Below are 13427 nucleotides of genomic sequence, written 5' to 3'. Positions count from 1 at the left end.
CGAACCGTCAGTTCCCGGCGCCTTGCGCACGCCCGCCTGCCGTAGCAGCCAACAACGACTTCAGCGCGCTCAGCGAACGGGTATTGAGTACATCGCCCTTTTCCAGCCAGGCACGCCGGGCTAGCGCGACGCCGTAGCGCAAGTACGCAAAATCCGCGGTGCGCTGGGCATCCGAATTGATGCTGATCAGCACGTGTTGGTCTTTGGCGTATTGGCATTGAAGGTCGAACAGGTCCATGCGCTGGGGTTGCGCGTTGAGTTCCAGGCAGCAGCCGCGTGCAGAAGCGGCCCTGATGACGGCCGACAGGTCCATGTTCAACGGCGCGCGCTGATTGATCAGGCGACACAGCGGGTGCGCCAGTAGCGTGAAATAGCGATGATCCATGGCCCTGAGCAGGCGTTGCGTCTGTTGCCGCAGCGTCAGGTTGAAATGCGTGTGGACCGCGCCCACCACAAGGTCCAGGCGAGCGAGAACAGCGTCTGGCAGCCCCAGGCTGCCATCTTCCAGAATCTCGACTTCAACCCCCTTGAGCAAGGTGATGCCGCGCAGGCGGGCGTTGAGCGCATCGATCTGGTCGATCTGCTTCAGCAGCCGCTCGCTGTCCAGGAAATGATCGGTGATCGCCAGGTATTCCAACCCGGCTTGCTGCGCGGCCAGTGCCATCTGTTCCAGGGTATTGGCGCCATCCGCGTCGCAAGTGTGCGCGTGCAAGTCACCCTTGAGATCACTCACTTCCACCAGCCTGGGCAAACGCCCGCTGAGTGCCGCCGCGACCTCACCGCGATCTTCGCGCAGCTCCGGCGTGATCCACGGCAACCCCAGGGCCTGATAAACCGAGACCTCCGTGGCACCCGCCAGGCGTTCCTGGCCCTTGAACACGCCATACTCGTTGAGCTTCAGGCCCTGTTCCCGCGCCTGCTTGCGAATCGCAATGTTGTGCGCCTTGCTGCCAGTGAAATACACCAGCGCGGCGCCCCAGTCCGCGGGCTTGACCACCCGCACGTCGACTTGCAGGCCGGAGTCCATTACGACACTGGCCCGCGTGCGGCCTTTGACCAATACGGTGGACACCTCCGGGTGCTTGATCAGGTGCGCCGTGACCGCCACTGCGGGCGCTGCCGCCACCAGGATGTCGATGTCGCCCACGGTATCGCGCATGCGCCGCAGACTGCCGGCCAACCTCGCGTCCTCGACCCCGGGCAGTTGATGCAGATACTCGATCAACTGCAGCGCCACGGGCTCGACAACGCCCAGCGGCAACCGGCGATCCTTTCCGAGCCCCTTCTGCGCGGCGCTCAATAAGCGCGCCTCGAGCCTTTCGCCAAAACCGGGCACGTGGCGGATGTGGCCCTGCTCGGCGGCCTCGCACAGTTGCTGCGCGGTTTCGATTCCCAGGCCGTGATACAGGTGTTTGATGCGTTTGGGGCCGAGGCCGGCGATGGACAGCAGTTCAACCAGCCCAGGCGGCAATGTCGAGCGCAGGCGTTGCCGTAGCGCACAATCACCGGTGCTGACGATTTCACTGATCTTGGCCGTCAGATCGACGCCGATACCCGGCAGTTTCGGCAAGGTTTCCCCACGTGCGATGAGCGGCGCCAACTCGACCGTCAGCGCCCTCAGCGTGCGCGCCGCAACCCGATAAGCGCGGATGCGAAACGGGTTGGCGTCATCGATTTCGAGCAGGTCGGCGATATCGTCAAACACCGCGGCAATGTCCTCATTACTCACCGCCCGCGAGCGCTTGACCGTCGACGCCGGCGCGCTCGGCGCCTGCGGTACGGCCGTGAGCTTCATGGCCCCAGCCTGGCCATGTAATGCGCGACCGCCTCGGCATCGGCGTCCGACAGTGTGTGCGCAATCTGGCTCGTCAGGTCACCGCGCTCACGCAGGTCGGCCTGTTGAAACACCTGGATCTGGCGAACCATGTAGGCGGCATGCTGGCCTGCCACGCGTGGGGTCTGGCCATGGCCCCGGCCCTCGGCGCCATGACAGGCGCTGCACTGAGCGATGCCGGATTCCGGCACGCCGTGGCGAAAGATCAATTCGCCCCGCGCGTCAGGCGTTTCGGCTTCAGCCTGCATGGCCGGCTGTTTTGAATAGTAGTCCGCCAGTTCAGTGATCTGCGATTCGGTCAAATGGGTAAAGCCCCACATGTATTGAGTCGAGGCTTTATCCATGCGCGTATGGTTTTTGAAATCCGTCAACTGCTGCTTCAGGTAGTCTTTTTGCTGGCCGGCCAATTTGGGAAACAACGGCGATACCGACTCCCCCGTCAGCCCGTGGCACAGCGAACACACGTCGTTTACCAAGGCCAGCGCGGGCATGGATGCGGTTTTTTGCGATGCCCGGTCGCGGGTGTCGGTACAGCCCACAAGGGCCACCACACAGAGGGCAAGCGTCAGGTGTGATCGATTGATAGAGCACCTCATATCACAAGCCTCCATGAGCAGCGTCGGTAGCCGGCGCGTAACGGGTTCAGCCACCTTGGCTCAAGGCCGTGCAGGCTTTATTGACAAAACTCAATGATTCACCTGAGTCAGGGTGTAGGAATAGATAAACACTGAACGGGACGACGGCCGTGAGCACACCCGCCCAACGCATGCTGGATAAACACTATGGCGCGTCTCGGCAGGTCGATAGAGCCGCCATCGCCGCGGTCCTGCGCCAATTTGCCGAGCCTCTGCCGGCGTTCGATTCTGCAGCGTTCGGCGAAATGTTCGATCGCTACGCGGATGCGCGGGTGGTGCTGATCGGCGAAGCCAGCCACGGCACCAGCGATTTCTATCGCGCCCGGGCCGCCATCACGCAACGCTTGATTGAGCGGCATGGCTTCTCCATCGTCGCCGTTGAGGCCGACTGGCCCGATGCAGGGCATGTCGACAAATACGTCCGAGGGCTGGCCCCGTCGGCCTGGAAACGCCATATCTTCAGCCGCTTCCCCACCTGGATGTGGCGCAACGCCGAGGTCAAAGCCTTTGCCCACTGGCTGCACCGCTACAACCATCAACGCGCCAGTGAAGACCGCGTGGAGTTCCGTGGCCTCGACGTTTACAGCATGCGCAACTCGATCCATGAGGTGCTGCACTATCTGGACAGCGTTGACCCGCAACTGGCCCAGGAAGCACGGCGGCGCTACGGCTGCCTGACGCCCTGGCAGGATGACCCGGCCTTGTACGGTCATTTCGTCGAACGCAATGGCCTGATGCCCTGTGAACCGCAGGTGGTCGAACAACTCAACGTGATGCTGGCCAAGCAATTGGCCGGGCTCATCCAGGATGACGAAAGTTTTTTCAACGCCACGCAAAACGCCCGCGTGGTGCGTGCGGCGGAACAGTACTACCGCGCCGTCTATCGCGGCTCGACCGCGTCGTGGAACCTGCGTGACCGCCACATGTTCGACACCCTGCGCGCCCTGCTGGAGCACCGGGGCCCGCAGGCCAAAGCGGTGGTCTGGGCGCACAACTCGCATATCGGCAATGCCGCGGCCACGGAGATGGGCTGGAAGGGCCAGTTCAACATCGGCCAGCTGTGCCGCAGTGCCTATGGGCGCGACGCCGTGCTGATCGGCATGAGCACCGACCGTGGCCACGTGGCGGCGGCCGACGATTGGGACGCCGAGATGCTCATCAAGGCGGTGCGGCCTTCCCGTCCCGACAGTTGGGAGCATCAGTTCCTCGAAGCCGGCGTGCCGGCCTCGCTGACCGACTGGCGCGACCCGCAGCGCGCCGAGCTGCGCACGGTGTTGTCCGCCACCCTGCTGGAACGCGCGATTGGCGTGATTTACCGGCCCACAACCGAACGCGACAGCCACTACTTCGAAGCGGTACTGGCCGAACAGTTCGACGCCATGCTCTGGTTCGAGCAGACGCAGGCGGTAAAGGCCCTGGCACTGCCCAAAAACGAGGAGCTGGAAGCGGAAGACGAAACCTTTCCGTTCGGTGTGTAAGGCTCACCTGGCGCGACGCATCTACAGCGGGTGCGCTTCAGTCGATTCGCGTTGCCAGGCCCGCTGCAATAACTCAATGACCTCTGCATCGGTGGTCTGGGGGAAGTTCGAGTACCAGTAACCGATGGACATCATCCGCTCAGGAATCAGCGGGCAGATCACTTCATTGACGATGCAGCGCAGGGTTTCCACCGTATCCAGCGGCGCGACCGGCACCGCCACGACGATCCGCGCCGGGGCCTGCACCTGCACCGCCTGGATCGCGGCGAGCATCGAAGCCCCTGTGGCCAGGCCGTCATCGATCAGGATGACCACCTGATCCTTCAACTGCAGCGGCGCCCGTGTGCCCCGGTAAACCTGCTCACGGCGCGATAACTCGCGAGTTTCGCGGGCGACCACCGCGTCATAACTGTCTTGATCAATCGAATGAGCCCGCAGCACCTCTTCATTGCGGATATGGATACCGCCACTGGCGATGGCGCCCATGGCGAATTCGGGCTGGGACGGCATGCCGAGCTTGCGTACCACCATCAGATCCAGGCGCACCTGCAGGGCCGTGGCCACCTCATACGCCACCGGGACGCCGCCACGCGGCAAGGCCAGGATGATCACGTCGGGGCGGCGGGCGTATCTGAGCAACGGCTCCACCAGGCTTTGGCCGGCCACCGACCGATCCTGCCAGAGCGTTTGCAGCGAAGGGCTATAACTCATGGGTCACCTCATCTGTCGTTTCATTGCACACCGCCTTTGCCGCGCTAGACCGCCAGTACGCCGCAAGGCACCTGATAGAGAATGTGTTCGGTGGTACTGCCCAGCAGCTTCTCGATGCCGTGATACTGGACCCGGCCCATCACGATCACATCCACCTGGTGTTCCTTGGCGAATTGACTCAACACCGCAACCGGATTGCCCAAAACGAAGTGATGACGATCGGAAGGCACGCCATAGTCTCGCGCCAGTTCGAGGAAGGTTTTTTCCTCCTTGCTCGCCAGGTCCTTACTGAGATTGGACAGGGCCATACCGCCCATGTCAGCCATGTAGATCGTCGACATATCGCAGGCATACAGCAGGTGCAGCTCGGCATCGCATTGCAGCGCCAGGCTGGTGGCCTGCTCAATGATGCGCTGGTTCAACGCGCTGTTGGCCGGTTGAACATTCGACACGTCAACCGCTGCCACGACGATGCGCGGCAAGGCATGCCCACCACCGCCGACCAGATAGACCGGAATCGGACACTCGCGCAGCAGTTGCCAGTCCAGCGGGGTGAAGAACGCACGCTTGAACGCGGACTCTTGCTGAACCTGTTTGATCAACAGATCGGGCTGCGTCTCGGTGACGTAATCCAGGATGTCTTGCTTGAGGTTGGTGGCCCAGGTCACCTGGGCGGTCACGTTGAGCCCCAGGGCGTGGAGGTTCTTGGTTTGGGCGTTCAGCCAGTCGCGGTGGTCCTCGAGGTAGCTGGCCCGGGCCTTTTCACGCACGTTCTCGGCCAGTAGCAACAAGATGTCCAACGGTGTTGCCAGCGCGACAATATGCAGGCTCGCGCCGCTGGCCTTGGCCAGGGCGGCAGCATGGCCGATTGCCGGGGAGTCACGCAGGGCGGGATTGATGATCAGTAACAAACACTGGTATTGGCTCATGATCTGGCTCCAGGGAGGAATGAAAAACAGCCCACGCGTCCGGGGTCTTAACGGATGGGGCCAGGCGGCGGCGTCGCGGGAACCATGCGCCATCCCTCAGGACACTGGCGTACGCTCGGGTAATAGCCTTTGGCGGAATCGCAGTAGTACCAGGCCGATGGCGCGGCCGTGACGGGCTGAGGCTCGACCACCACCGTCGGCGGGCTGGCCGGGTAGTAGTACGTCGGGGCGGGATAGTAATAAACCGGATACGTCGGGTAGTAATACGGCGTGGCGATACGCGCGGCTTCCCAACCCAGTCCCAGGCCGAGACCAAACCCCCACCAGCCCGGCCCGCCCCCATGCCCACCGCCATGCGGCCCGGCATGCGCCGGCAATGCAACGGCGGCAGCCAGCAGGATGAACCCTGTCAGCACGCACTGTTTTACTGAGTCACTGTTCATGATGTTTACCCAGGAGGCTCGCGAATAGCATTACGGTTGGCTGGTCGGGTTGAGCCCGCCGCACCCTTGCGGCCATGCCATGTGCATGGGCATGTGCATGGGCATTCGCCAACCGTCCTGATCGGCGATGCGGTGATGCATCACCGTCCAGAACAGATCGAAGATGGTTTTTTGCTGGGCATCGAGGGCATCGTAGAAGGTTTGGGTGCGTGCCTGAGCCGCGTCCAGACGGACCAGTTGCGCCTGCATCCAGCTGGTTTGCGTGCGCAGGCGCTCTATGCCTTTGGCCATTCTCTGCGGTGTTGTTTCGTCCTTCAGCGCTTGTCTGGCACTTGCCTTGTCAGTAGCGGCTGGGTTGTCGTTTTCCACTTGCTGATTGGCGTCTGCGATGACGCCTGCGGCCCAGGTTTCCCAGGCGGGCATTTGCTCCGGCTTGAGGCTGAGCTTGCCCTTGAGTTCTTCCAGGGTCTGCTGCGTATGCTTGACCCAATCGAAATTCGAGGCGTGACGGAACATACCGCCCTGCCCTGGCCCTAGCCCTAACCCTGGCATCGCGGGGTTGGCAAACGCGCCGGTGGACGGTAACAGTAGAACACTTGCCGCGATCAGCAAGCACTGGCCAAGCAAGCGTGGCTTGTTCATTTCAGCTCATCTCAACGTCGTGGGTTCAATCCGAGCATAGGAGCCGGCCTGGCGGGCGATCTGATCCACGTCAGAAAACCGAGACACCGGTCAACCGCTGGATCAACGGTAGCCCTGCCTGGGGCATCAGCCTATCCAATGGATCTCTGGGGTCTTATGCACGATGGGCGCGGGCACAGACTTCGGGTGCCCCACGATAATCGGTGCCACGGGCATCCACTCGGCGGGCAGGCCGAGCGCCTGCTTACCCTGCGGCGTATTCAGAAAGCCCTGGGCGAAACCGATCCAGCACGTCCCGAGCCCCTCGGCATACGCCGCGAGCATCAGGTTCTCGGCCGCCAAGGCACAGTCTTCGACAATCCACTGATTGGGCCCGTTGCCCGAGATCAGCACCAGGACCGGCGCGTGGTAGAAAATCTGAAAACTGTCCTCGCTGAGCAACGCTTGGAAGTGGCTGGAGTGCGTTCCGGCGGGCGTGGTGGCGAGCATCCAGGCCCTGGCTTCGCGGGAAACCCGCTCCAGCAGCGCCTGGTCGCGGATCACCGTGAACGTCCACGGTTGTTGGTTCATCGCGCTGGGCGCCTGGGCGGCGGCATCGATCAAGCGACAAATGAGTTTTTCATCGAGCGGTTCTGGCGTGTAGTCACGTGTCGAGCGCCGGCCGGCGATTGCCTTGGTTACGTTCATGGGTGCATGCCTCCATCAGGGCGATTCAAATCGAAGCAAGGCGCGAGCAGGCGCTCAACCTTCAGGGAACGACGGTTGGGCTGGCGGTTCTTTTTCTGGGATATCGGTAATGGTCGCTTCGGTCAGCAGCAGGATACTGGCCACGGAAACTGCATTTTCCAGGGCAATACGCACGACTTTGGTCGGATCGATGATGCCGGCTTCGTACATGTCGACATAGGTATTGGCGGACGCATCAAAGCCAATGTTGCCCGGCTCCGCCAGCATGCGCGCAACGACCACGCCGGCGTCCACCGCCGAGTTTTCCGCAATGCGCCGCGCCGGTGCTTCCAATGCCCGACGCAGTATCTGCAGGCCGGTGCGGACATCGCCCTCCTGCCGGGCTTCCTCGGCGGCGATCAGCGGCACCGCTTTGAGCAGCGCGAGGCCGCCGCCGGGGACAATCCCTTCGGTGATCGCCGCGCGGGTCGCCGAGATCGCGTCATCCAGGGCGTCCTTGCGCGCTTTCATTTCGGCTTCGGACGGCGCGCCGACCCGGATCACCGCGACGCCGCCGGACAGCCTGGCCAGCCGCTCCTGCAGCTTTTCACGGTCGTAATCGCTGGTGGTAGCCGCCATTTGCCCGCGGATCTGCTGCAGGCGTGCGTCGATCGCTGCGCGTGTACCGGCGCCGCCGATCAGCGAAGTGCTGTCCTTCGACACCACCACCCGATGGGCCCGTCCCAACTGCTGCAGGTCGACCTGTTCGAGGCTGATCCCCAGTTCGTTGGAGACCACCGTGGCGCCGGTCAATACGGCCATGTCCTGCAGCATGTCCTTGCGCCGGTCGCCAAAGCCCGGGGCCTTGATCGCCACGGCCTTGAGCACGCCGCGGATGTGGTTGACCACCAGCGTGGTCAACGCTTCGCCTTCGATGTCATCTGCGATCAACACCAGGGGCTGACCGTTTTTGGCGACCTGTTCCAACAACGGCAGCAAGTCTTTGAGTGCGCCGATCTTGTGGTCACAGAGCAGCAGGCAGGCATCGTCGAGTTCGACCTGCATTTTCTCGGTGTCGGTGACGAAATAAGGTGAGACATAACCCCGGTCAAAACGCATGCCCTCCATGACCTCGACCACCGTTTCGGTGGTCTTGGACTCTTCGACGCTGACCACGCCTTCAACGCCGACCTTCTCCAGCGCGTCGGCCACCAGTTGACCGATGACCGCGTCGTTATGCGCCGACAGCGTCGCCACCTGGGCTTTTTCCTTGGGCGTGCTGACGGGACGGGACTGCGCCGCCAGCGACTCGACGACCAGCTGCAGGCCCCGATCCAGGCCGCGCTTGAGATCGATCGCGCTGGCCCCCGCGACCACGTTGCGGATGCCATCGGCCAGGATAGCATGGGCCAGCACCGTTGACGTGCTGGTCCCGTCGCCGACCGCGTCACCCGTGCGTTCCGCGGCCTGGCGCAGCATTTGCGCGCCGAGGTTCTCCTCGGGGTCCTGCAGGTCAATGCGTTTGGCAATCGTGACGCCGTCATTGCAGACCGTCGGGTTGCCCCACTTGTTCTGCATCAACACCGACTTGGACTTCGGCCCCAGCGTCACGCGCACCGCGTCCGCCAATTGGGTGGCGCCGCTGAGGATCTTCTCGCGGGCAGCCGCGCGAAACACGATTTTACTGTGAGCCATCAGGGTGCTCTCCTCTCACGTCGACGGAACTTGCATGCTTCTCTGAAGTGCCTGCGGCGAGGTTGACTTTTATCAACAAACCCACACCCCTTGCCGACGCCCGCCGCAACGCTTACACCGGCGGTCGCCGGGCGCTCTGCGAGTTGACAAAAGTCAACCCGCTCGGGCGGAAACAGCGTCCAAATCAACCTGTGAAATCCACCCGATCGTCAACACGCGGGTTTGCCCCTCTCGATGCGTCAGGAGAAACACCATGGACAAGTATCAGCAGAGTCAGAAAAACAAGCTGTTCAAAACGCCGCCCCATGATCCCTATTGCTTGCCGCGGGTTGAAGGTTCGGCGGTGTGCCCGCAGTGCGACGCGGTGTATCAGGCCGGGAACTGGACCTGGAACCGACCTGAAAACGCGGTGGTGCATGACGCGCAAACCGTCACCTGCCCGGCCTGCCGCCGCATCGCGGACAACATGCCGGCCGGCACCCTGATGCTATCGGGCGGCTTCTTGCAAAAGCACCATGATGAAATCATCCACCTGATCGAAAACACCGAAAAAACCGAAATGGCCGAGCATGCGCTGGAGCGCATCATGCGCGTGACGGAGGTGGCGGACGACCTGATGGTGACCACCACCGGCATTCATCTGGCCAATCGCCTGGCGCATGCACTGGAAGGCGCATTCAAAGGCAAGGCGCAGTACCGCTACGGCGATAGTCAGTACGGCGTGAACGTCACGTGGGCACGTAACGAGTAACCCCTCACGCCCCGCTACGGCGCAGCGCGAGCGCGGCTCAACCGCTGGCGACGGTAAAAGAGCCGCTTGACCCATTCCGCCGCGCCCATGTAGGCCAGGCTGATTGCCAGCACTGTCAGCAGGATCGGCAGTGGCAAGGGCACCAGGCCGAACCAGGACGCGATCGGGCTGTAAGGTAGCCCGACGGCCAGCAGGCCGATGGCCGCGGCGCTGAGCAACAGCAGTGTGGCCGGGCGGCTTTGGTAGAACGGGCGGTAGGTTCGCACGATGAAGATTGTCAGCAGTTGGGTCAGCAGCGATTCGACGAACCAGCCGCTGCGAAACACTTCCGGGCCCTTTTCCGCCAGCAGGTACAGGGCCGCGAACGTGAGCACATCGAACAGCGAACTGACCAGCCCGAACACCACCATGAAGTTGCGGATTTCCCTGATATTCCAGCGGTGCGGGGTGTTTTCCCATTCGCGGTCGACGTTGTCGCTGGCGATCCCCATGGAGGGAATATCGGACAGGAAGTTGTTGAGCAGTATCTGCTTGGCCAGCATCGGCAGGAACGGCAATACCAACGAAGCCAGGGCCATGCTGATCATGTTGCCGAAATTGGCGCTGGAGACGATGGAAATGTACTTCAAGGTATTGGCAAAGGTATGCCGGCCCTCTTCGATGCCTTCGCGCAACACATCGAGGTTGTGCTCCAGCAACACGAAGTCGGCGGCCTGCTTGGCCACGTCGGCGGCGTTATCCACCGAGATCCCGATATCGGCGACTTGCAGCGCCGGGGCATCGTTGATGCCATCGCCCATATAGCCGACAACGTGCCCGGTCTTCTGCAGGGCGCGGATGATGCGTTCTTTCTGGTTGGGGTCGACCTCGGCAAAGAGCGTCGTCAGTGGCGCCAGGTGCATCAATGCTTCGTCTTTCATGGCCGCCAGCTCGGCGCCGGTGATGATGCGCTCTACGGGCAGACCCACGGCCATGCCGACATGGCGGGCGACCAGATGGCTGTCGCCACTGATGATCTTGACTTGCACACCCAGGCGCTCAAGGTTGGCGAGGGTGTCTTTCACCCCCGGCTCCGGCGGGTCGAAGAACAACAGAAAACCGCGGAAGGTCATGGCCTTTTCTTCATCCCGGCCGTAGTGCGGCTGGTCCGGCAAGACCCGCGTGGCCAGGCCCAAAACCCTGAAGCCCTGCTCGCTCCAGTCGGCGAAACGCTGCGCGATGGCGGCCCGCTCGGTGTCGCTCAGCGCCAGCAACTGTTCGCCGCGGCGCACCTGTGTGCAAACCTCAAGCACATTGTCCAGCGCCCCCTTGGTCACCATCAGCCGGGCGGCCTCAGGCGCATTCGCGACCACCACGCTCAGGCGCTTGCGCACGAAGTCATACGGCACTTCATCGAGCTTGCTCGCGCCGGGGCATGGCGCCAGGGTTTTGCCGGCCAGGGTGATCGCATCGTCCATGGCGTTGCGCATGCCGGTCTGCAGGCTGGAGTTGAACACCGCCAGTTGCAGGATCGTGGCATCGGCATTGCCCGCCAGATCCATGGCGCCGTCCAGCACGACGACGCCGCGGGTCAGCGTACCGGTCTTGTCGGTACACAGGATGTCCATCGCCCCGAGGTTTTCAATCGCATTGAGGTGCCGCACGATGACCCCTTTGGCGGCCATGCGTTGCGCGCCTTTGGCCAGCGTGATGCTCAGGATCGCCGGCAACAGTTCCGGCGACAGCCCGATGGACAACGCGATGGCAAACAACAGGGTGTCGAGCGCGGGACGATGCAGCAGGATATTGATGCCGAACACCACGATCGTGATCACCAGCATCACCCGCAACAGCAAGCTGCCGAAGCGACGCAGGCCGCGCTCGAACTCCGTCTCGGGCGGGCGCAGCGTCAGGGTCTTGGCGATGCGCCCGATCTCACTGTCCGAGGCGTAGCGCGTGACCAGCACCTCGGCGGTGCCGCTGCGCACCGAGGTGCCCATGAACACGCAATTATGCCGCTGCCCGAGCGTGGCATCGGCGGCGCAGTCGCCCGGCAATTTTTCCACCGGGAAGGTTTCGCCGGTCAGCAGGCCTTCACCGATGAAGCAATCGAGCGCCTGCAGGATCCGACCGTCGGCCGCGATCAGGCTGCCGGCGCTGAGTATCAGGATATCCCCCGGCACCACCTCGCTGGCGGCGATGTCCACGGCCTTGCCGTCGCGCCGCACCGTGGCGCGCAGCGCGATCTTGCTGCGCAGTTGCTCCACCGCCGTACTGGCGCGATTTTCATACCATGCGCTGAGAACCGCGCTGATCAGCACGATGCAGCCGACAATCGCCGCATCTAGCCAGTCCCCCACCACCACGGCGACCAGCGCGCCCACGATCAGGATCAGCACCAAGGGCGTCCGCATTTGCTCCAGCACCAACCGGGCCAGGCCGCGCGGTCGGTCCTTGGGCGTGGCCGGTGCGCTGCGCACCCGCGCGTTGGCGTCGGCCTCGCTCAAGCCCTGCGGCGTGCTGTGCAGGCTGCTGAACACCTGGCTGACTGGCGGGCTCCAATAATCGCCGGTTGCCACGCGGGCGGGCGGCTTGACGTTGGATCGCCATTCACGATGGGCCAACCAGAGGCCGGGCAGCATCGGCAACCAGAACGTCAGCCCGCGGAATAACAACGTGGCGGAAAGCGCCACCGCAATGTTCACCCCCACCCAATGCAGCGTGACCACCGCCGCCGCTTCAAAGGCGCCGAGCCCGCCCGGCACAATGCCGATACTGCGCAGCACGCTGGCCAGCATAAAACCGGCAAACAGCCCCAACGGCGGCGCGGACACACCCAGCGCGCGCACCAGCACCCACAATGTGGCGCTGTCGAGCACAATGATCACCAATTCCAGCAAGGTAATGCGCCAGAGTAACCCTTGGCTGCGCACCAGTTGCTTGTCGGCCCCGGTGAGCAATGACGCGATTCTGGCGACAATCGGAAAATGGCGCCCCGGCAAATGCGCGACCAGGCGCCGATTGCCGGCCAGCCTTGGCGTGACCACTGCCAGCAACAGGCTGACGGCAACGAACACCAGGCATGCCGTCACCACCGCAGGCGTGGCGTGGCCCTGGAAGATCACCACCGGTAACGCCACGCCGACCGACACCGCATAGGCCAGGAAATACCCGGACAAATCCAGCACCAGGCTCGCCAGCACCAGCGGTTTTGCGAACCCGAGGCGGACGAAGGAGGCCACGACCGCAAAGGCGCCGCTGATGCCGGAGGACGGCAGGGCCTGATCGACAAACAGCTTCATCACGCTGAGTTTGCCCGCCTCCCAGAGTGAAAGCGGCTGCGCCCCGGCCCTGAGCACCACCCGAAAGACCTGCCCTTGCGCCATATACGTCAGGACTTGCAACGCCAGGGCGCCGACCAGCCACAGCGGCTCTGCCTGGGTCAGCAAGTGTGTGAAGGATTCGACATCGGTGAATTGCAGCGCCACGCCGACCACTGTCGCAAACATCGCGGCGCCGAGCAGCCACGTCAGCCACAGCGCGGAACGGCTGTAATGCTGTTCCTCTTCAGGTACAGCCGGATCGATGAAACCAGCAGTGGGCGGTTTGACAGGCATGCCGTGCCCCTGAGCGAATCAGCAGAGAGTCCGATTCTGGCGCGGTC

At 63.1% G+C, this 13427-nt stretch carries 11 protein-coding genes; 2 read left to right on the top strand and 9 right to left on the bottom strand.

The genetic code is table 11. The annotated features are described in order from the left end of the window. Positions 1–7 precede the first annotated feature (7 nt). Both polX and JN756_RS15365 read right to left on the bottom strand, forming a co-directional pair. Positions 8–1795 carry a DNA polymerase/3'-5' exonuclease PolX gene (gene polX / locus JN756_RS15370; RefSeq protein WP_201022239.1) on the bottom strand — a complete coding sequence of 596 codons (1788 nt, stop codon included), beginning with the start codon at positions 1793–1795 and terminating at the stop codon, positions 8–10. Then, on the bottom strand, positions 1792–2325 hold the full coding sequence (locus JN756_RS15365; protein WP_167379485.1) for a c-type cytochrome: 534 nt from the start codon (positions 2323–2325) through the stop codon (positions 1792–1794). Before JN756_RS15365 ends, polX begins: the two co-directional genes overlap by 4 nt. 275 nt (positions 2326–2600) lie before the next feature. On the opposite strand from JN756_RS15365, the gene JN756_RS15360 reads away from it, so the two are divergent. Continuing rightward, a complete protein-coding gene (locus JN756_RS15360; RefSeq protein ID WP_046383397.1) occupies positions 2601–3947 on the top strand; it encodes an erythromycin esterase family protein in 1347 nt (448 codons plus the stop codon). A 21-nt stretch (positions 3948–3968) separates the two neighbouring features. On the opposite strand, the gene JN756_RS15355 is transcribed toward JN756_RS15360, so the two are convergent. The 6 genes from JN756_RS15355 to groL all read right to left on the bottom strand — a co-directional run bounded on the left by JN756_RS15355 (position 3969) and on the right by groL (position 9033). Then, positions 3969–4658: a phosphoribosyltransferase gene (locus tag JN756_RS15355; RefSeq protein WP_201022238.1), complete on the bottom strand. Its 690-nt coding sequence runs from the start codon at positions 4656–4658 to the stop codon at positions 3969–3971. Between the two features lie 44 nt (positions 4659–4702). Next, complete coding sequence (locus tag JN756_RS15350) at positions 4703–5587, bottom strand: universal stress protein (RefSeq protein WP_108524072.1); 885 nt, start codon at positions 5585–5587, stop codon at positions 4703–4705. A gap of 47 nt (positions 5588–5634) precedes the next feature. Continuing rightward, positions 5635–6030: a hypothetical protein gene (locus JN756_RS15345; protein ID WP_026139877.1), complete on the bottom strand. Its 396-nt coding sequence runs from the start codon at positions 6028–6030 to the stop codon at positions 5635–5637. Positions 6031–6060: 30 nt separating this feature from the next. Beyond that, positions 6061–6672 (bottom strand): Spy/CpxP family protein refolding chaperone, encoded by a 612-nt coding sequence (locus JN756_RS15340; protein WP_046383394.1) that lies wholly within the window; start codon positions 6670–6672, stop codon positions 6061–6063. Between the two features lie 126 nt (positions 6673–6798). Continuing rightward, positions 6799–7359, bottom strand: a complete 561-nt coding sequence (locus tag JN756_RS15335) for a nitroreductase family protein (protein ID WP_201022237.1) — start codon at positions 7357–7359, stop codon at positions 6799–6801. A gap of 54 nt (positions 7360–7413) precedes the next feature. Beyond that, positions 7414–9033 carry a chaperonin GroEL gene (gene groL / locus JN756_RS15330; RefSeq protein ID WP_201022236.1) on the bottom strand — a complete coding sequence of 540 codons (1620 nt, stop codon included), beginning with the start codon at positions 9031–9033 and terminating at the stop codon, positions 7414–7416. 253 nt (positions 9034–9286) lie between these two features. Between groL and JN756_RS15325 the strand changes: the two genes are divergently transcribed. Further along, positions 9287–9784: a BCAM0308 family protein gene (locus tag JN756_RS15325; protein WP_017845773.1), complete on the top strand. Its 498-nt coding sequence runs from the start codon at positions 9287–9289 to the stop codon at positions 9782–9784. A 14-nt stretch (positions 9785–9798) separates the two neighbouring features. On the opposite strand, the gene mgtA is transcribed toward JN756_RS15325, so the two are convergent. After that, entirely contained in the window at positions 9799–13380 is a 3582-nt protein-coding gene (mgtA, locus tag JN756_RS15320) for a magnesium-translocating P-type ATPase (protein WP_201022235.1), read from the bottom strand. Positions 13381–13427 lie beyond the last annotated feature (47 nt).

Source organism: Pseudomonas sp. Y39-6 (genome assembly GCF_023651955.1).
Taxonomy (GTDB): Bacteria; Pseudomonadota; Gammaproteobacteria; order Pseudomonadales; family Pseudomonadaceae; genus Aquipseudomonas; species Aquipseudomonas veronii.
The sequence above is the reverse complement of the archived record's forward strand: the minus strand, read 5'-3'. Positions and strand labels throughout refer to the sequence as shown.

What these genes read in the sequence shown, in the direction of transcription:
- polX (WP_201022239.1), bottom strand. Translation starts at nt 1,795, where the DNA reads ATGAAGCTCACGGCCGTACCGCAGGCGCCGAGCGCGCCGGCGTCGACG.
- groL (WP_201022236.1), bottom strand. Translation starts at nt 9,033, where the DNA reads ATGGCTCACAGTAAAATCGTGTTTCGCGCGGCTGCCCGCGAGAAGATC.
- JN756_RS15365 (WP_167379485.1), bottom strand. Translation starts at nt 2,325, where the DNA reads ATGCCCGCGCTGGCCTTGGTAAACGACGTGTGTTCGCTGTGCCACGGG.
- JN756_RS15340 (WP_046383394.1), bottom strand. Translation starts at nt 6,672, where the DNA reads ATGAACAAGCCACGCTTGCTTGGCCAGTGCTTGCTGATCGCGGCAAGT.
- mgtA (WP_201022235.1), bottom strand. Translation starts at nt 13,380, where the DNA reads ATGCCTGTCAAACCGCCCACTGCTGGTTTCATCGATCCGGCTGTACCT.
- JN756_RS15360 (WP_046383397.1), top strand. Translation starts at nt 2,601, where the DNA reads ATGCTGGATAAACACTATGGCGCGTCTCGGCAGGTCGATAGAGCCGCC.
- JN756_RS15335 (WP_201022237.1), bottom strand. Translation starts at nt 7,359, where the DNA reads ATGAACGTAACCAAGGCAATCGCCGGCCGGCGCTCGACACGTGACTAC.
- JN756_RS15355 (WP_201022238.1), bottom strand. Translation starts at nt 4,658, where the DNA reads ATGAGTTATAGCCCTTCGCTGCAAACGCTCTGGCAGGATCGGTCGGTG.
- JN756_RS15350 (WP_108524072.1), bottom strand. Translation starts at nt 5,587, where the DNA reads ATGAGCCAATACCAGTGTTTGTTACTGATCATCAATCCCGCCCTGCGT.
- JN756_RS15325 (WP_017845773.1), top strand. Translation starts at nt 9,287, where the DNA reads ATGGACAAGTATCAGCAGAGTCAGAAAAACAAGCTGTTCAAAACGCCG.
- JN756_RS15345 (WP_026139877.1), bottom strand. Translation starts at nt 6,030, where the DNA reads ATGAACAGTGACTCAGTAAAACAGTGCGTGCTGACAGGGTTCATCCTG.